Raw genomic sequence first — 18,060 nt, forward strand, 5'->3', positions numbered from 1 at the left:
AGCCATCGCGCCAATAAAGTGAAAAGATAAAGTGTAAAAAGAAAGTCTCACATTAAAGGCTGATAAGTTCATCGCAAACTTATCAGCCTTTTTAATTGCTTATAACGATAAAGCAATGTGCTGAGATTGATGAGCATCAAACTCAAACACATTCAATTTACCACACTCTGCAAAGTGATTATTACTGGTATAAGGCGCATTGGCTTGTGTGATATCCCCTTCCCACCCTTGGCCATTTTTAACAAAGGCTTTTAGTTCAAACCAACCATTGACAGTATTACTGCAATCCATTTGCACATCAAACAACCAGTAATGCTGGCCGAATGTATTAAGCGATGTTTCACCGTAGCCGTGCTCTGATACTGTTTTTTTACTTCCCCAACTCGTTGGCCATAGATTAGTCGTCCAATCAAGCGGGCTGCCTTGCGCTTGGCTTGATTGCGACGTTTGCGCACCTTGCCAATCAAGCAAGGTATCGCCTTGTTTCCAAGGTGCTGTGGTTGGGTTAAGTAAATTATTGTGACGAATTGGCAATGAACAATCTGCCGGATTGGTATGGCAATCTCGTCCTATAGTGGCTGCAAATTGATGATCAATGCCACCGCGGATGAACATATCTTGCCCGCTTTGTGTTTGTGCCTTAATCAATACAGCTGTTCGCTGCCAGTTTGGTTCCACAACTGTCGTGGCTAACCGACTGTTTTTATGGATTGCAATTGCATTCATGCCACTCACATTTAAGGCTGTTAGCCCCTCATTGCTAACTGTGATCACCTCACCGCTACATTGTTGTTTATCACTTGAGAGACGACCTGAAAGTACATCACAATACTGTCCTGCTGCCAGCCCTGTTTGTACTGATGCTTGCATAGGACTCGATTCTCGATTGATCGCTACAAACCCTTCTGCACCACGAGCAAAAGCAATTTGATTATTGCCATTGTCCCACCAATGATTAACTTGCCATGCCGCTGAGGTGTTGTTTCTAAAATCTACCGCACCGGCAATCATGTCTTTGCGATGTTCACATTGCCAGCCATCTGCGGTGCAATTAATCAGACCGTTTTGGTGCACTGACTGAGTTGGGCCGCCCGCATCAGTATCGTGGTGAAAATTATAACTCGACATCACTTTTGGGTAACCGTACGGATAAGCCAACATAAATACATTAGCGAGTTCATATAGTTTACCATCGGCGAAAGTGACCACATTGCCAGCTCCACCATGACCCCGTTGATTATCATGGTTATCAACAAATACCACCGCGTTGTAGCTTGGCATCATGCCCCACGCTTCACCAAATTGACTTAACCAAGCCAGTTTGCCGGCCTTAAATGTGCGGCCTAATTCTGTGCTGTATTTAAATTCTGTCACTAATCCATTGTTAAAATATTCACTGGCAGATACCGCTTCGCTACCTTGGTCAATCACTTCTTGAAATATCAATGGCGAGCCATTAACTTTGGCTAAAATACTGGCGATGTCGCCGCTTGGCATATGCTTTGATGCATCTAAACGCATCCCTTTGACACCTAAGCTGACTAAGTCATTTAAAAAACCCGCTAAAGTGTCTTGAACATAATTTGATGCTGTATTTAAGTCAGCTAAGCCAACTAACTCACAATGCTGAACTCGCCATGGATTATTGCCATAATCTTCGCTATTAATTGCACAGGTTTCGTGGAAATCTTGAGGACTGTAAATCGGGAATTGTTTAGTGGTAAATGAGTTGCCCGCGACCCCAACGCCACTGCCTGCGGCCATGTGATTAATCACCGCATCGACATAAATGTCCACACCCACCGCCTGACAGCGATTAACCATATTGGCAAATGCTGCGCGATCACCGCCTCGGCTTTGGATTTGATAGCTGACCGGTTGATAACGCGTCCACCATTGACTGCCGACAATGTGTTCATTTGGGGGTGAAACTTGTACCGCAGCATAGCCTTTTGGGCCTAAAAACGTTTCGCATTCATTGGCGATATCCTGCCAGTTCCATTCGAATAAATGCACAAATGTTGTCGGTGCAGCATATGTTAAGGGACTTGCTAACAGCATTAAACTGCCAGCGACTGTAGAGATTGTGCTTGTTTTCATGGTGTGTTCTCATTGTTATTGTTTACATTTAAATAACAATAACGAACCTTAAACAGAAACACCCATTGAATACGTATGCATAAAGGGATCTCAAAACACGGCATAAAAAAACCAGCGTAAACGCTGGTTTCTATTGAATAAAAAGGTTTTCACCTATTTAGATATCAATTCAACACCGCCCATGTAAGGTTGTAGCACCTTTGGTACCACAATTGAGCCATCTGCTTGTTGATAGTTTTCAAGGATAGCAACCAAAGTACGACCCACGGCCAAACCTGAGCCATTCAAAGTGTGCAGTAATTCTGGTTTTTTCTCGCCTTTACGACGAAAACGCGCTTGCATACGACGGGCTTGGAAATCCCCCATGCTTGAACATGATGAGATTTCACGGTAGGTATCTTGTGCAGGTAACCATACTTCTAAATCGTACGTTTTGGTTGAACCAAATCCCATGTCGCCAGTACATAACACCACTTTACGATACGGTAACTCTAAGCCTTGTAGAATTTGCTCTGCGTGACCGGTGAGTTCTTCGAGCGCTGCCATTGAGTCTTCTGGCTTCACTAACTGCACTAATTCAACTTTGTCGAATTGATGCTGACGAATTAAGCCACGAGTATCACGGCCATAACTGCCCGCTTCACTTCTAAAACACGGTGTGTGGGCAGTCAGTTTAATCGGTAATTCAGACTCATCGTAAATTTCATCACGGGCGCAGTTTGTAAGGGGGACTTCAGCGGTTGGAATTAAGCTAAAACCGTCATGCTCAACCCCATCGTCATCCACTAAACCTTTAGTGTGGAATAAATCGGCCGCGAATTTTGGCAATTGGCCTGTACCAAATAAACTGTCTTTATTAACCAAATACGGTACGTACATTTCTGTATAACCATTTTGGTCTGTGTGGGTATCTAGCATGTACTGAACAAGTGCGCGATGCATACGGGCAATTTGACCACGCATCACCGTAAAGCGGGCACCACTTAATTTTACGCCAGCTTCAAAATCGAGCCCTTTGTTTAAGCTTTCACCTAAATCCACATGATCTTTAACTTCAAAATCATACTGCTTAGGCGTACCCCAAGTTAAGATTTCAACATTTTCTGATTCATCTTTACCTTGCGGCACAGATACATCTGGCAGATTTGGCAACGTCGCTGAAATAGCTTGTAACTCAGCAAGCACTTCATCTTGTGCTTTTTTAGCAGCATCAAGATCATCACCTAGTTTCCCAACTTCAGCTCGAAGTGGTTCAATGTCTTCGCCACGCGCTTTAGCTTGACCAATTGCTTTGGAGCGAGTGTTGCGTTCGTTTTGCAATTCTTGAGTTTTAACTTGTAGCGCTTTTCGTTGTTCTTCTAACGCATTAATTTGAGCTACATCAAGGGTAAAACCACGACCCGCAAGGCGAGTGGCTGCTTCTTCGATATCTTGACGTAAAAATTTTGAATCTAACATATTCTATTTTTTAACCTTTTTGCAAAACTAACTGTATGCCCAACCACGCAACAAAAACACAGCATACAACATTGAGTGTGACGTTAAGCGCCATTTTCAGCCATTGACCTTGTTGCATCAGCAATAAAGTGTCCAGTGAAAATGTCGAAAATGTGGTCAACGCACCTAAAAAACCGATCCCGATAAGACTTTTTGCAGGGCTAACTGTAATAACGCCTTTTTCTATTAGCCCAAATAACATGCCCATCAATAATGAACCAAGAATATTAACTGTCAGGGTACCAAAAGGGAATCCCTTTCCAAGAAGTTTTATGGCAATATCATTGATAAAATAACGTAAACACGCGCCACTCGCCCCACCTGTGGCAATAAATAAATAGAGTTTAATTGTGTCCATAACGTTTTTGGTCACTGTGTTGATTGAGTTGACTCAGGTAATCCAATTTCTCTTTAATTTGCTTTTCTAGGCCACGATCTGTTGGCTGGTAATATTGGGTATCTTTTATGGATTCTGGAAAGTAATTTTCGCCAGCAGCGTATGCGCCTATTTCATTGTGGGCATAACGATAATCCGCACCATAGCCGAGTTCTTTCATCATGCTAGTTGGCGCATTGCGTAAATGCTCAGGCACAGGGTAACTGGGTAAATTAGTTGCATCTTGCTTGGCTTGATTGAACGCCGTATATACCGCATTACTTTTGGCTGCACTGGCTAAGTATAAAGTCGCCTGCGCAATGGCCCGCTCTCCTTCACTTGGGCCCACACGCTGGAATATATCCCACGCATTAAGTGCCACTTGCATGGCTCTGGGATCAGCATTGCCGATGTCTTCGGTTGCAATCGCAAGCAAACGCCGTGCAACATACAGAGGATCGCCTCCTCCTGCTAAAATTCGGCAATACCAATACAAAGCAGCATCAGGGGCTGAGCCCCGAACAGATTTATGAAATGCAGAAATCAAATCATAAAATTCATCGCCGCCTTTATCATACTTGGCCAGATGTGTGGGTAAAACATGACTTAATACTTCGGCATCAATCAGAGTTTGACCGTGCTCCATTTTGGCTAAATCGGCAGCTTGTTCGAGTAAATTGAGTAACTTTCGCGCATCGCCATCGGCGGCGGTGCATAAAGCGAGTTTAGCCGGTTCGTTCATCGTGATATTGAGAGACTTTAAACCCATTTCTGCGTTTAAAGCCCGCTCTATCACTGTCATTAAATCTTCTGTCTCAAGTGATTTAAGGACATACACCCGTGTGCGAGATAAAATCGCGTTATTCAGTGCAAACGAAGGGTTTTCGGTCGTGGCCCCGACAAACAAAAACGTCCCATCTTCGATGTGAGGTAAAAATGCATCTTGTTGCGATTTGTTGAAACGATGAATTTCATCAACAAACAATAATGTTCGCCGACCTTGGCTTTGCAGCGTGTTTTTAGCTGCAGCCACACTGTCTCTAATATCTTTAATTCCCGCTGTGACCGCTGAAAGCTGAATAAACTCAGCAGTCGCATGATGAGCAATCAACTCCGCTAAGGTGGTTTTACCTGTGCCTGGTGGACCCCATAAAATCAACGAGTGGCATCGGCCTTGGATAATTGCTTGATGTAACGGTTTATCTGCGGCCAGTAAATGTTGTTGGCCGCAATAGTCAGATAAACTTTTTGGCCGCATGCGTGCAGCTAGGGGCCGCACATCTGGCGCAAAATTAAAATCGAAATTACTCACCTTGTGTTTGATCGTCCACTGCGACGCCCTCAGGTAACACAAATTCAAACAAACTCGATTGCAAAGGTTGGTTTAGTTTACTGTCTTTAAAGGTAAATTGAGTTTGCTGCCCTGTTGCATCTAAAATGCTGATCCGTGCAAACCCTTGTGCTTGTTTATCAAAAACAATATCCAAACGTTTCACTTGGCTTTGCTCATCCTCAATGGGCGTGAGTTCAAAAACGCCTTTGTTTTCAACCACTGAATAATTTAGCCATAACTGTTCATCTTGATGATGGGTTAATAATACAAATGGCGTGCTGTTAATTAAGCTTTGCGTATCCATGATAGTCACTTGCTCAGCAAAACTGTCAAAATAATAGGTTTGAGCACCCGAGGTAATTAATAAGGTTTCTTCTGGTGCGGTTTGTTGCCAGCGTAATTGATTAGGTTGCTGCAACTGTAATGAGCCTTTGGCTTCTTGCAGAGTATTATTTTGCTCGTCAGTGACAACTTGACTGAACTGAGCGTCAAAGCTGGTGATCTGGCGCAAATGCTGTTGTAAATCACTTTTCGCATCAGCCCAAACCATTGGGCTTAACAACAATAAAGAAGACAGAAAAAATCGTTTCATACATACACCTTTTATAATTAATGCGCGCCACTATTGGGCGATAACACTTCACGGGTACCATTGTGGCCAGGCGAGCTAACAATGCCCGCAGCTTCCATTTGTTCAACTAAACGCGCTGCTCGGTTATACCCAACACGTAATCGTCGTTGCACACTCGATACCGATGCACGGCGGCTTTCTATCACAAAGGCCACGGCCTCATCATAAAGAGGATCTTGCTCTGCGTCATCCGCGCCCTCAGGGGCTTCTCCTGGCAACAATACATCCTCGACTGCATCGCCATTTAAAATATCGTCAATGTAATTAGGTTTACCTCGGGCTTTCCAATCATTCACGACGGCGTGGACTTCATGGTCATCAACAAACGCACCATGTACACGCACAGGAACACTGGTTCCAGGTGGTAAATAGAGCATATCCCCCATTCCGAGTAAGTTTTCAGCACCTTGTTGATCTAAAATAGTGCGTGAGTCAATTTTTGATGACACCTGAAACGCCATTCGGGTCGGAATATTGGCTTTTATCAAACCCGTAATAACATCTACCGATGGACGCTGAGTTGCCAAGACTAAATGAATGCCAGCAGCACGTGCTTTTTGTGCAATTCGTGCGATCAGCTCTTCTACTTTTTTACCCACTATCATCATCATGTCGGCAAATTCATCAATCACGACCACGATAGCTGGTAATTTACCTAACTCTGAGGCTTGCTCGGCCATGCCATCACTTTGTTTAAAGAGCGGATCTAAAATTGGCTGACCTGCAGCAATAGCATCAGTCACCTTTTGGTTATAGCCTTTTAAGTTTCGCACCCCTAAAGCTGACATCAGTTTATAGCGCCGCTCCATTTCACCGACACACCAACGCAGTGCATTGGCCGCTTCTTTCATGTCTGTGACCACTTCACACAATAAGTGCGGGATCCCCTCATACACAGAGAGCTCCAACATTTTCGGGTCAATCATGATTAATCGCACATCTTCTGGCGTAGATTTATAGAGTAAACTAACAATCATTACATTAACGCCCACTGACTTTCCTGAACCCGTTGTACCAGCCACTAATAAATGAGGCATTTTTGCCAAATCAACCACCACTGGCACACCGGCAATATCTTTGCCAAGTACCATAGATAAAGCAGAATCATTGTCTGTAAATTTAGGAGCACTAATTACTTCTGATAAGCGAACGACTTCACGGTATTTATTTGGTAATTCGATGCCTATGTAAGTTTTTCCTGGGATAACTTCAACAACCCGCACGCTAATGGCCGATAACGAACGCGCTAAATCTTTTGCTAACCCTGTAATTTTTGACACTTTCACACCCGGTGCAAGGTCGAGCTCAAAACGGGTGACCACAGGCCCTGGATAAACCCCGACCACTTTGGCTTGTACGCCAAAATCGAGCAGTTTCACCTCAACTAACTCAGAAACAGCATCGAGTTCTTCTTGTGAAATCGGGTTTTTCTTTTTATCTGGGCGGTCGAGTAAATCAAGCGTTGGCATTGCCGTTGTGACAGGCGCATCTTCTAGCAAAGCTTCAAATTTTTCTTTGGCTGTTGGAGGCGGCACATAAGCGGGTTTAGCCGTCGTTGGCATCGGGGCAACATCTTGTTGCACAGTATGAGCCTGCTCAGGAAAACTACTATCAATGGGCTGCAACTCATCAAGGGCGTTCAACGCTGAACGTGTATCTATCGGCTCTTCTTCAAGTGCACTAAATGACAACTCGTTGTTTATCATGTCGTCAAGTTCATCAAAGGCAGGATGCGGTTGTAAATCGTGTGGTGATGCGGTGTTTTCGGCACGATTTTGATCTTGGGTCGAAGTCGGTGCTGATTCAGACTCGCGACTTGATTCTGCTAATTCTTGATTATCTGGCGCTAACTCAGGTAAGTCGAGCGGATCGTTCATCGGGCTAGCAGCGAGAACTGGGGCTGGACGCTTATCTTCAATCGCGGCTTGCTGTTCTTTTAAAGCTCTATTTTGTAGCCAAATTTGGGGCTGTTTATGCAACCAAAGCCCGACTTTAACGACTTGTGCACCGATAAAATCAACAAATTCAACCCACGACACACCGGTTAACAAAGTTAACCCAACAAAAAAGAAACATAACAGTAATAAACTAGTGCCAGTAAAATTAAAGGCCGGCAACATGGCGTTAGCAATTACATCCCCTACTACCCCACCAGATGAAAAATAAAAAATATCATCAAAGTTGATACTACTGATTGCAGATGCTGAGGTAACAAAAAACACTAAGCCTAGCACCCGTAAGCCCATGGTCATGTAATCGAGTTGCAGTAATTTGTGCGGACGTTTAAAACAAAAATAACCCAGCATCTGGATCATTGCCGGAACAAAAAAGGCTAACCAACCGAAGGTAAATAGCAAAATATCAGCAATCCAGGCACCCGCTGTCCCTGTTATATTTTTAACTTTGATAAATTCGCCAGTTTGCGACCATGAAGGATCGGCTGGATCAAAACTAATTAACGCACATAAAATAAACAACGCGAGCGTTGTGCTAATAATTAAACCTGTTTCGAGTAAGCGCTGAACACCATTTAGGCGCATAGTCCGTTTATCCTCAAGCATTTATAACCTTTTTTATTATCTCTATACCTTATCAGGAAATGTCTTATCGTGCACCGGGTTTTAGCGGAGACATGTCCTCGTTTTTAACCTCTTCCATCACCACATAAGTGCGACTTTCACTCACTCCGGGTAAGGTTAACAGTGTGTCCCCTAGCAGTTGTCGGTAAGCCGCCATATCGGCTACTCGAGTCTTTAATAAAAAATCAAACTTTCCTGAGACAAGGTGACATTCTAAAATCTCATCATACATTTTCACCGCTTCGTTAAAATCTTTAAACACATCAGGTGAAGTTTTAGTGAGAGTAATTTCAACATACACAAGCAAAGCAGCACCAATCTTAACCGGATCAATAATCGCTTTGTAACCCCGAATAAACTTCTCACGTTCGAGCTTTTTTACACGCTCTAAACAAGGAGTCGCACTTAAGCCAATTCGTTTTGCTAATTCGACGTTAGAAATTCGCCCGTCTTTTTGTAATTCAGCTAAAATCTTTTTATCGATGCGGTCTAGTTGATGTGCACTGGATGCTTTAACCATATAATTCACTACCAATTTAAAAAATACAGAGTTTTCCACTGCATTTTAACCTCAATATAGTGAACAGACAAAGTATTTAACGAATATACTAGTCGAATTATAAAACCATGTTCAAAGAGGCTTTTTATTATGATTATCGGTGTACCTAAAGAAATCAAAAACCATGAATACCGTGTAGGTATGGTACCTGGCAGTGTGCGTGAACTTATTAATCACGGCCACTCAGTATTTGTTGAGCACAATGCAGGTATTGGTATTGGTTTTACCGATGAAGACTATCAAGCAGCCGGTGCAGAAGTATTACCGACTGCTGCGGACGTTTTTGCTACTGCAGAAATGATTGTTAAGGTGAAAGAGCCTCAAGCTGTTGAGCGTGCAATGCTTCGTGAAGATCAAATCTTATTCACTTACTTACACCTTGCACCTGATTTACCGCAAACTGAAGACCTTGTTAAAAGTAAAGCAATCTGTATTGCTTACGAAACAGTCACTGATGCACGTGGTGGTTTACCATTACTTGCTCCTATGTCTGAAGTGGCAGGTCGTATGTCAATCCAAGCCGGTGCTCAAGCACTTGAGAAATCAAACAACGGCCGTGGTATGTTACTAGGTGGCGTCCCAGGTGTTGAGCCTGCAAAAGTTGTGGTTATTGGTGGCGGTATGGTTGGTGCAAATGCTGCACAAATGGCTGTTGGCATGGGCGCTGATGTGGTTATTCTTGACCGCAACATTGATGTGCTTCGTCGTTTAGATGCGCAATATGGTAACAAAATCAAAGCGGTTTACTCGACTGCAGATGCGTTAGAAAAACACGTATTAGAAGCTGATTTAGTGATTGGTGGTGTATTAATTCCAGGTGCAGCAGCGCCAAAATTAGTCACTGCAGAACACATCAAAAACATGAAGCCTGGTTCTGCGATTGTTGATGTTGCGATTGACCAAGGTGGTTGTATTGCGACTTCTAAAGCGACAACTCACGCTGATCCAACTTACATCGTTGATGATGTTGTTCACTACTGTGTTGCTAACATGCCAGGCGCTGTGCCTCTGACATCAACGTTTGCATTAAACAATGCAACGCTTCCTTTCATCATTAACCTTGCAAATAAAGGCTATAAGCAAGCGCTACTTGATGATGCTCACTTCCGTAACGGCTTAAACGTTTATAAAGGCCACGTTACATTTAAAGAAGTAGCTGAAGGTTTCGGTATGCCATATGTAACAGCACTTGATGCGTTAAATGGCTAATCGACCATAAAGTAAAAAAAGCAGCTGAGGCTGCTTTTTTTATGCGCTAAATTCCATGCTTGATGACTTTGTGATCCGTGATCCATTCAATTCAAACAAATAAAGGCGCAATATTGCGCCTTTATTTGGGGCTGTTGATCTTAAGAGTAAAACTTTATATAAAACGTTTAATGATAAAATCCACCTTAACACGCTTTGCTTGACCTAATATTTTACTCACCGGTTCAGGATAATGTTCAAGGGTTTCTATTTCAGCATAACTGTTAATTTCGGTGCAATGTGCCAAAATTTGTTGTTTTTCTTTCTCCAGATCTGCGGCCAGATGACCGGCAGGATCATTGAGTAAAATGCCGTTTTCGATATCTAAACCCCACGCGCGTGGATTAAGATTATGCCCCGTCATTAAGTGCATTTTGTTGTCGACACTAATTCCTTTGAGATGAAATGAGTTGGTATCATGCTTCCACAAAAACACCCGTAGCTGTTTAGATTCTACAAACTGATGTTTTCTCTCTAAAAAGCGCTGCAATATTGTCTCGTATAAATACGGTAATGCACCTATCTTGCTAAAACGCTCTTCTGGTGGAATATAAAAGTCATTGGCTGTTTTGTCCCCAACGACAATTGTAACTTTCACCCCTTTCTTTAATTGTTTGGCCAAAATGCGTAGCAAAGGCGCTGGAAAATTAAAATATGGGGTGTATAAGAGCAACTCGTTTTCTGCCGATTGGAACAGTTGCTTTATCACTTTGTTTAATTTGTTACCACGGCGCCCTAACCCTAAATAAAGTTGTGCTTGGAGATCGTGTTCAGATTGTTGGGTAGCAAGTGAGTAACTGGCCGTTTTAAGAAACCTAACTAACTTTCTGTGCTGGGCTTTAAGTTCTACAAATTTAGGCACAGGATGAATATCGAGTCGTGGTATTGCTTCACTTTGAATAAACGCTGCATTCAAAAACGCTATCATCGCATCAGCAAGCTGAGGCTGTTGAATAACAAAATAACGATCGAGACGATAACGCTCAGCATGCTGCAAATATACGTTGTTCAAACTCGCACCGCTATACAAGACAACATCATCAAATACGAAACCTTTGAGATGCAAAACACCAAACAGCTCTTTGGCTTTAACGGGCACCCCTAATATTTGAACATTTGATTGATATTGCTGATTAAATTTTTGATAGAAGGCCGCATTGCCGCCTTTTTCTTTGGCACCAATTAGCCCTCGTTGGGCGCGATGAAAATCAACAAACACTTTAATATCAAGCGTCGGGCGAGCCAATGAAGCTTGGTGTAATGCGGTCAATATTTCTTGACCCGCTTCATCGTCTTGCAAATAAAGTGCGGTGATGTAAATGCGTTGGGTGGCGCTGGCAATTAAAGACAATAAGCGCGATTTATATTGTTCAGCACTAAATAGGACATCGATGTCCGAAGCATTTAACCCATAACCGGGCTGTTGTTGCCATAAAACTTTTTGCACGTTTCAACACCTTTACTAACGTTACTGTTTTTTAAGCCGTAAGAACTTACGAACATATCAAAAAAAAATGGTGCGGTCATGAAATAACGTCAAATCCTTGTTTACTCGTATAAATAAAGCACAATTTACACTCTTAAGTACACTTTATTGAACAAGTTTACTTTTTTATAAAAAAAGAATTATCGAATTTATTTTACATCCTGCTTGTTTTTCTTAGAATCGGCGCAATAAATAAGCCAAAGGCAATTAGGAAAACTTTCATGAGCACCACAAAACACTGTAAATTACTTATCTTAGGTTCTGGCCCTGCTGGATACACGGCTGCAGTGTATGCTGCACGTGCAAATTTAAACCCTGTTTTAATCACAGGTATGCAACAAGGTGGTCAGCTAACGACAACCACAGAAGTAGAAAACTGGCCAGGTGATGCACACGGTTTAACAGGTCCTGCGCTAATGGATCGTATGAAAGAGCATGCTGAGCGTTTCGAAACAGAAATCGTGTTTGATCATATCCACACTGTTGATATTAAAACTCGCCCATTCACACTAACAGGCGATAACGGCGTTTACACCTGTGATGCGTTAATCATCGCAACAGGTGCATCAGCAACGTATTTAGGTCTTGAATCTGAAGAAAACTTTAAAGGTCGTGGTGTATCAGCTTGTGCAACATGTGATGGTTTCTTCTATCGTAACCAAAAAGTCGCGGTTGTCGGTGGCGGTAATACAGCTGTTGAAGAAGCATTGTACTTATCGAATATCGCCTCTGAAGTGCATGTTATTCACCGTCGTGATTCGTTCCGCAGTGAAAAGATTCTATCAGACCGTTTAAAAGATAAAGCAGCAAATGGCAACGTGACCATTCATTTTAACCGTACCCTTGATGAAGTACTTGGTGATGAAATGGGCGTGACTGGCATGCGTATTAAAGCGACGGATTCTGATGCAACTGAACAACTCGATGTTGCAGGTGTGTTCATTGCTATTGGTCATAAACCAAACACGGATATGTTTGTTGATCAGTTAGATATGAAAGATGGCTATCTGGTTGTGCAATCTGGTTTACACGGTAATGCAACCCAAACCAGTGTTGAAGGTGTGTTTGCTGCGGGTGATGTGAGCGACCATATTTACCGTCAAGCCATTACCTCTGCAGGTACTGGTTGTATGGCTGCTTTGGATGCTGAGCGCTACTTAGACAATCTATAACAGCAGCTCAAAATACCAACCCTTGTCGCGTCAGCACAAGGGTTTTTTTAGCTCGTTTTATTAGTGCGATTTGTTACTATAGTTAAGTATCTATATTCTATGGTTTTTCATGAACAATACCTTATTCCAGCTTTCAGAGCTGTCTTTTTCCTTTCCTGATCCTCGTCTTGCGTTAAATGATCCTGATGGGTTGTTGGCCATTGGTGGTGACTTGGCCCCCGAAAGATTGGTCAATGCGTATCAAAATGGCATTTTCCCTTGGTTTAATGAAGACGACCCTCTAATGTGGTGGTCACCAAAAGAGCGCGCTATTATTGAATTAGACGAGTTTCATATCAGCCGTTCGATGAAAAAATTCCAGCGAAAACATACGTTCACAGTCTCCGTAAACCAAGCCTTTTCAAAGGTGATGTTTGCATGTCAGCAGCAGCGCATTGATACACAAGGAACTTGGATCACCAATGAAATGGAAGAGGCCTATAATCGATTACATAAATTAGGCGTCGCGCACAGTGTTGAAATATGGTTTGAACAGCAATTAGTGGGCGGTTTATATGGTGTGATGCAACGCCATGTTTTTTGTGGTGAATCAATGTTTCATACCATGGCAAATACTTCAAAATTAGCGTCATGGGCATTAGTCAATTGGCTCAAACGCCACAACGGTGCATTCATCGATTGTCAAATAATGAACCCTTATCTCGAATCACTTGGCGCTAAAGCAATTTCTAGAAATGCATTTTTAAATAAATTACACCAGCCATGGCCCAAGATCGATTTAGCTACCATGTGGCAACCTCAAACCTTAGATGATATTTATGACTAACCGAATTCCAATCAAACTAGGATTGAGCCAACCGCTGCCCTGCAGTTACATTGATGGCGAACAAGAGCAGCTTTTAGTCACCATGGATGACGTGTGTGAAACCCCGACTTATTTTGAGCAATTGCTTGCCATGGGGTTTCGACGCAGTGGTGACCAAATTTATCGGCCACATTGCCCATCTTGTCAAAAATGCCAAGCGGTGCGCGTACTTGCAGATCAATTTGTGCCATCTAAATCGCAAAAGCGAAAACTTTCCTATCGCAATAAACACTTCAGCGTACAATTTAGTGATGTGATTAAACCGCTCTATTATGCTTTGTACGAGCGCTATATCAATCAGCGCCATCAAGATGGCGCTATGTTTCCCCCTAACCGCGCTCAATACGATAGTTTTATGATCTGTAGTTGGTTGCCAATTGTGTATATTGAGTTGTGGCATCAGGAGAAATTAATTGCCGTCGCTGTAACCGATCAACTGCCCAATGCCCTGTCAGCGATTTATACTTTTTTTGATCCTGATTATCACAAAGCTGGGATCGGCAGTATTATGATTATGGAGCAAATCAAACATGCTCAAGCATTAGCTAAGTCGTATGTCTATTTAGGCTTTCAAATTGATGAATGTGCTAAGATGAATTACAAAAACCAGTATAAAGCACAGCAAATTTTGCGTTTTGAGCATTGGCAAGACAATTAATTTACAAATATCGGCTCTGCCGCTTTACTTATGCGACTGTTTTGGGCAAAATCTGCAGCTTCAAACAGACTAAGAGGTGTTACGCTAAACATGGCGAAAGAAGACGTAATTGAAATGCAAGGTACGATCCTTGACACTTTACCAAATACTATGTTCCGAGTTGAGCTGGAAAACGGTCACGTGGTTACTGCTCATATTTCTGGAAAGATGCGCAAAAACTACATCCGCATCCTAACAGGTGATAAAGTGACAGTTGAAATGACACCTTATGACCTAAGTAAAGGTCGCATCGTTTTCCGTGCCCGTTAAGCACCAGAATACATAGGTTGGGCTACACTAGCGCAATCTCGTTTTGTTAAATTAAAACGAAAAATCTTGGGCCAGTTGTTTCAACTGGCTTTTTTATTGCCTGTCATTTAGAAATTTCCTGCAATCCCTGTAATCAAAATGGGCATTCTGCTTGTGCAGTTATAACCTGCCTCGTTTTCGGATGGCTAAATGTCAATTCAGTTGCATGCAACATTAAACGTTTTGCAGCTTGCTGGCTTTGCCCCTCACTATACAAATCACAACCTAAGATAGGATGCCCAATTGCCTGACTATGTACTCTCAATTGATGTGTCCGCCCAGTGACAGGGAAAAACTGTACCGTACTTTGATGTGTTTGCGAGCAATAATGGAGCACTTTATATTCACTCATGGCGTGTTTGCCTTGTTGATAGCAAACAACTTGCCTTGGAAATTCTCCTTTAGCAATTGGTAAGTCTATTACCCCTTCCTTTGGATTGAGTTCTCCTTGCAATATCGCTTTATATTGTTTTTTAATTTTTCGCGCTTGAAACTGTCGCATCAACAACGCGTTATATTCCTTCGATAATGCCACCAACATGATCCCTGAGGTACCAAAATCTAATCGATGTAACAGTGTCGCGGTTGGGAAATCTTGTTTGACTCTGTAATGCACCGAATCGAGATTGAGAGGATTTTTACCCGACAAACTTAACAACCCACTGGGTTTATTAATCAATAAGATGGCGTCATCTTGATACAAAATGTCAATGGCCTGCTCGCAAGGAGGGGCGATAAAAGGATCCGGTAATGTTAACACGCTCTGCACTCAATAATAAAACAGAGTGCAGTGTAACGACTTGCGGACTAATTAAAAAGATTGCATCACTAAAACGATTGCCAAAGTGAGTGTCGTCCACTGAAAAAGACGCACTTTACACTTTAAACCTTGAACTTGCTGCGTCTTTTTAATAATCCGTAACTCTAACGCTTTACAGTATTGTTGGCTGATCATCTCGCCTCCTCGTTTTAGGGAAAAACGCCTTTCATCTATGAAGAGCCTATGATCAGTTTATCGGCCTAGATAGCAATATCTTGATTGATTGTGATCTGATTTAACTCAGATGTATTTTCCAAAATTTCCAACAAGAAGGGGCTCTTTTGTGCATAAGGTGCAATTAAGTACACATGATGTTTGGCTCGAGTTAAAGCAACATAAAAAAGTCGTCGCTCTTCTGCAAATGCAAACTCATTTTCAGGAGCTAAAAAAGCATCAGCTAACCAATAATTTTTTTGTGTTGATGGAAAACCATGTCGCCCAGCATTTAATCCCATAATAATCACAGAGTCCGCTGTTTTTCCTTTGCTGGCATGCATAGTCATAAACTGAATATCGAGTTTTATAAACCGCCGCTGCAACGTATTTCGAAAAGGTAAATCCGGCAACATAAAGTGATTGCGAGCTAGGATAAAAATACGGGTATCACCTCGCTGACTCATTGTTTCTAAACAATGCAACAAAGCACTCTCGCTCGTAATAAGGGCATTGTCAGGTGTTAGCACTGTCACACTAGCTTGTTTAACTTGCGTGGCGCTATTAAGCTGTTTTTTTAGTTGATGAGGGTTCGCTAAAATAAATGGCTCTGCCACTTGTGAAATTTTATTATTAAAACGGAACGTAGTGGTTAACTGATGATGACTCGCTTGACCAAAATAATGCTCGAACTGAGTCGTCAAGCGCAGATCTGCACCATTAAATCGATAGATGGCTTGCCAATCATCGCCTACGACAAATAAGTTAGCATTAGGATGCTGATTGACTAAAGCCTTAACCAACAATGCTCGTGATGCAGAGATATCTTGAAACTCATCGACCATAATAAAGCGCCATGGACTCTTAAATTGACCTGAGTGAACATAATGTGTGGCCAAACTAATCATATCGTCAAAATCAATGGCTTGTTCTTGAGTTAACAATTGTTGATAGTCATCTCGTAACGGCTCTAGTAAAGATAAGACAACAGCTAAAGCTGGCTGTAACTGGGGCTCTATGCGTTCTGCTATTTGTTCTGGATTAACTAAGCTTTTATATAACGGCACCAGTTTACAGATGATCACCGCAAACTCGAGCACTTGCCCTTGCTCTGTAAGTCGCTTGATAAATTGGATGGCGCTTTCTTGTACTTGCTGCCTGCCTTTGACTGGCAAAGTAAGATTAAAGTACTTAACCAAGCTTGCTTGATAGCTTTCGTCTTCACTGAGGATGCGAATAAAGCGCTGCTTCAATTGATGAATGAGTGCCTCGCTGTTGTCAGCATATTTCGACAGTGTCGGCTGTTTACCCTCAACCTCAGCAACAATCGCTAATGCTAAGCTATGGAAGGTACGGCTGTTTACTTGCCTATGCGCAAGTGCACGGCTCAAACGTTGGTCCATTTCAGTGGCCGCTTGTTTTCCGTATGCGAGCAGTAGTAATTCTGAACTATTAGCCTGCTGGCTTTGCAACAAATACGCGACTCGCGCGATTAACACACTGGTTTTGCCTGTCCCTGCACCGGCCAAAATTAAGTTGGCATCATTATCCACAATGCACGCATGGGCTTGTTTAGGGGTCAATGGTGTCGATTCTATTGCATTAAAGATCGCGCTGTAGCGGCCTGTTTGATATCGGATATAGCGCTCTCGAATCGCGGTAATCGCTGCATTATCTAATTGGGTATAGGTTACAAGCTTGTCGATTAATGAAGTCGTGTCAGAATCGAGTCGATGGCTTTTAGCCCAAGGAAGCCAACGATGCACCTGTTCATCAATTATTTTTTGTATCTGCTCCACGTGTGAGTCACGCACAAACCGACCTTGCACCATTTTAGCGATCACAGTAAATGCTGTTTCTAATCCTTGGCGATGATGTGTAACCCAATGGGATAATGCGACTTCTTGAATAGTGGAGATGCCAGTTACAGACATGCCCCGCAATACGTGACTCTGCCCTTGGGTTTTAATCACGATTTGATAACCAAACCAACCCAGTTTGAACTCTACAGGCTGCTGTATATCCCGCCATGCAACACTGCTACTCTGCCCGTTTTGGTAAACATGCACGGTGTGGTGATCAATGCTTAACTTGTTATCAAAGCCAAAAAGGCGGGCAAAAAAATGGGCCTGTAATATAAATACGTTCAAATCGGTTCTCTACAACTAGTCGCGCCGGGATTATAGCGAGATGCTCAGCAACACACGAAGGCTTTTGACATAAGCGCACTAAAAG

At 42.5% G+C, this 18,060-nt stretch carries 16 protein-coding genes; 5 read left to right on the forward strand and 11 right to left on the reverse strand.

Annotated elements, in window-relative coordinates; translation table 11 throughout:
- Positions 1 to 99: 99 nt before the first annotated feature.
- From PULV_RS11910 to lrp, 7 genes are all read right to left on the reverse strand, one after another.
- Positions 100 to 2,100 (reverse strand): alpha-amylase, encoded by a 2,001-nt coding sequence (locus PULV_RS11910; RefSeq protein WP_193331819.1) that lies wholly within the window; start codon positions 2,098 to 2,100, stop codon positions 100 to 102.
- Positions 2,101 to 2,253: 153 nt separating this feature from the next.
- Positions 2,254 to 3,558, reverse strand: a complete 1,305-nt coding sequence (gene serS / locus PULV_RS11915; protein ID WP_086745175.1) for a serine--tRNA ligase — start codon at positions 3,556 to 3,558, stop codon at positions 2,254 to 2,256.
- 10 nt (positions 3,559 to 3,568) lie between these two features.
- Positions 3,569 to 3,955 carry a fluoride efflux transporter CrcB gene (crcB, locus tag PULV_RS11920; protein WP_086745176.1) on the reverse strand — a complete coding sequence of 129 codons (387 nt, stop codon included), beginning with the start codon at positions 3,953 to 3,955 and terminating at the stop codon, positions 3,569 to 3,571.
- Complete coding sequence (locus tag PULV_RS11925) at positions 3,942 to 5,285, reverse strand: replication-associated recombination protein A (protein WP_193331820.1); 1,344 nt, start codon at positions 5,283 to 5,285, stop codon at positions 3,942 to 3,944. Before PULV_RS11925 ends, crcB begins: the two co-directional genes overlap by 14 nt.
- Positions 5,278 to 5,898: an outer membrane lipoprotein chaperone LolA gene (gene lolA / locus PULV_RS11930; protein WP_193331821.1), complete on the reverse strand. Its 621-nt coding sequence runs from the start codon at positions 5,896 to 5,898 to the stop codon at positions 5,278 to 5,280. The genes PULV_RS11925 and lolA overlap by 8 nt, the downstream gene beginning before the upstream one ends.
- Before the next feature lie 17 nt (positions 5,899 to 5,915).
- Positions 5,916 to 8,477 (reverse strand): DNA translocase FtsK, encoded by a 2,562-nt coding sequence (locus PULV_RS11935; RefSeq protein ID WP_193331872.1) that lies wholly within the window; start codon positions 8,475 to 8,477, stop codon positions 5,916 to 5,918.
- Positions 8,478 to 8,541: 64 nt separating this feature from the next.
- Positions 8,542 to 9,036 carry a leucine-responsive transcriptional regulator Lrp gene (lrp, locus tag PULV_RS11940; protein ID WP_086745285.1) on the reverse strand — a complete coding sequence of 165 codons (495 nt, stop codon included), beginning with the start codon at positions 9,034 to 9,036 and terminating at the stop codon, positions 8,542 to 8,544.
- A 129-nt stretch (positions 9,037 to 9,165) separates the two neighbouring features.
- Between lrp and ald the strand changes: the two genes are divergently transcribed.
- Positions 9,166 to 10,284, forward strand: a complete 1,119-nt coding sequence (ald, locus tag PULV_RS11945) for an alanine dehydrogenase (RefSeq protein WP_086745180.1) — start codon at positions 9,166 to 9,168, stop codon at positions 10,282 to 10,284.
- 154 nt (positions 10,285 to 10,438) lie between these two features.
- Here the strand turns inward: ald and pssA are convergent, their stop codons facing one another.
- Positions 10,439 to 11,770, reverse strand: coding sequence for a CDP-diacylglycerol--serine O-phosphatidyltransferase (gene pssA, locus PULV_RS11950; RefSeq protein WP_193331822.1), 1,332 nt, complete (start codon positions 11,768 to 11,770; stop codon positions 10,439 to 10,441).
- Between the two features lie 260 nt (positions 11,771 to 12,030).
- Between pssA and trxB the strand changes: the two genes are divergently transcribed.
- The 4 genes from trxB to infA all read left to right on the forward strand — a co-directional run bounded on the left by trxB (position 12,031) and on the right by infA (position 14,813).
- Entirely contained in the window at positions 12,031 to 12,981 is a 951-nt protein-coding gene (gene trxB / locus PULV_RS11955; protein WP_193331823.1) for a thioredoxin-disulfide reductase, read from the forward strand.
- Positions 12,982 to 13,090: 109 nt separating this feature from the next.
- Complete coding sequence (aat, locus tag PULV_RS11960) at positions 13,091 to 13,807, forward strand: leucyl/phenylalanyl-tRNA--protein transferase (protein ID WP_193331824.1); 717 nt, start codon at positions 13,091 to 13,093, stop codon at positions 13,805 to 13,807.
- The gene (locus PULV_RS11965) at positions 13,800 to 14,504 is read left to right on the forward strand and encodes an arginyltransferase (protein WP_193331825.1); all 705 of its coding nucleotides are present in this window, start codon (positions 13,800 to 13,802) and stop codon (positions 14,502 to 14,504) included. Before aat ends, PULV_RS11965 begins: the two co-directional genes overlap by 8 nt.
- A 90-nt stretch (positions 14,505 to 14,594) precedes the next feature.
- On the forward strand, positions 14,595 to 14,813 hold the full coding sequence (gene infA, locus PULV_RS11970; RefSeq protein WP_009839780.1) for a translation initiation factor IF-1: 219 nt from the start codon (positions 14,595 to 14,597) through the stop codon (positions 14,811 to 14,813).
- 133 nt (positions 14,814 to 14,946) lie between these two features.
- Here infA and PULV_RS11975 read toward each other — a convergent pair whose 3' ends face one another.
- From PULV_RS11975 to PULV_RS11985, 3 genes are all read right to left on the reverse strand, one after another.
- Entirely contained in the window at positions 14,947 to 15,612 is a 666-nt protein-coding gene (locus PULV_RS11975; protein WP_086745185.1) for an RluA family pseudouridine synthase, read from the reverse strand.
- 51 nt (positions 15,613 to 15,663) lie between these two features.
- The gene (locus tag PULV_RS11980; protein ID WP_176365213.1) at positions 15,664 to 15,807 is read right to left on the reverse strand and encodes a hypothetical protein; all 144 of its coding nucleotides are present in this window, start codon (positions 15,805 to 15,807) and stop codon (positions 15,664 to 15,666) included.
- Between the two features lie 65 nt (positions 15,808 to 15,872).
- Positions 15,873 to 17,975: a UvrD-helicase domain-containing protein gene (locus PULV_RS11985; RefSeq protein ID WP_193331826.1), complete on the reverse strand. Its 2,103-nt coding sequence runs from the start codon at positions 17,973 to 17,975 to the stop codon at positions 15,873 to 15,875.
- Between the last annotated feature and the right edge of the window lie 85 nt (positions 17,976 to 18,060).

Source organism: Pseudoalteromonas ulvae UL12, assembly GCF_014925405.1.
Taxonomy (GTDB): domain Bacteria; phylum Pseudomonadota; class Gammaproteobacteria; order Enterobacterales; family Alteromonadaceae; genus Pseudoalteromonas; species Pseudoalteromonas ulvae.

What these genes read in the sequence shown, in the direction of transcription:
- PULV_RS11910 (WP_193331819.1), bottom strand. Translation starts at nt 2,100, where the DNA reads ATGAAAACAAGCACAATCTCTACAGTCGCTGGCAGTTTAATGCTGTTA.
- serS (WP_086745175.1), bottom strand. Translation starts at nt 3,558, where the DNA reads ATGTTAGATTCAAAATTTTTACGTCAAGATATCGAAGAAGCAGCCACT.
- crcB (WP_086745176.1), bottom strand. Translation starts at nt 3,955, where the DNA reads ATGGACACAATTAAACTCTATTTATTTATTGCCACAGGTGGGGCGAGT.
- lolA (WP_193331821.1), bottom strand. Translation starts at nt 5,898, where the DNA reads ATGAAACGATTTTTTCTGTCTTCTTTATTGTTGTTAAGCCCAATGGTT.
- PULV_RS11935 (WP_193331872.1), bottom strand. Translation starts at nt 8,477, where the DNA reads ATGCGCCTAAATGGTGTTCAGCGCTTACTCGAAACAGGTTTAATTATT.
- lrp (WP_086745285.1), bottom strand. Translation starts at nt 9,036, where the DNA reads ATGGTTAAAGCATCCAGTGCACATCAACTAGACCGCATCGATAAAAAG.
- ald (WP_086745180.1), top strand. Translation starts at nt 9,166, where the DNA reads ATGATTATCGGTGTACCTAAAGAAATCAAAAACCATGAATACCGTGTA.
- trxB (WP_193331823.1), top strand. Translation starts at nt 12,031, where the DNA reads ATGAGCACCACAAAACACTGTAAATTACTTATCTTAGGTTCTGGCCCT.
- aat (WP_193331824.1), top strand. Translation starts at nt 13,091, where the DNA reads ATGAACAATACCTTATTCCAGCTTTCAGAGCTGTCTTTTTCCTTTCCT.
- PULV_RS11965 (WP_193331825.1), top strand. Translation starts at nt 13,800, where the DNA reads ATGACTAACCGAATTCCAATCAAACTAGGATTGAGCCAACCGCTGCCC.
- infA (WP_009839780.1), top strand. Translation starts at nt 14,595, where the DNA reads ATGGCGAAAGAAGACGTAATTGAAATGCAAGGTACGATCCTTGACACT.
- PULV_RS11980 (WP_176365213.1), bottom strand. Translation starts at nt 15,807, where the DNA reads ATGATCAGCCAACAATACTGTAAAGCGTTAGAGTTACGGATTATTAAA.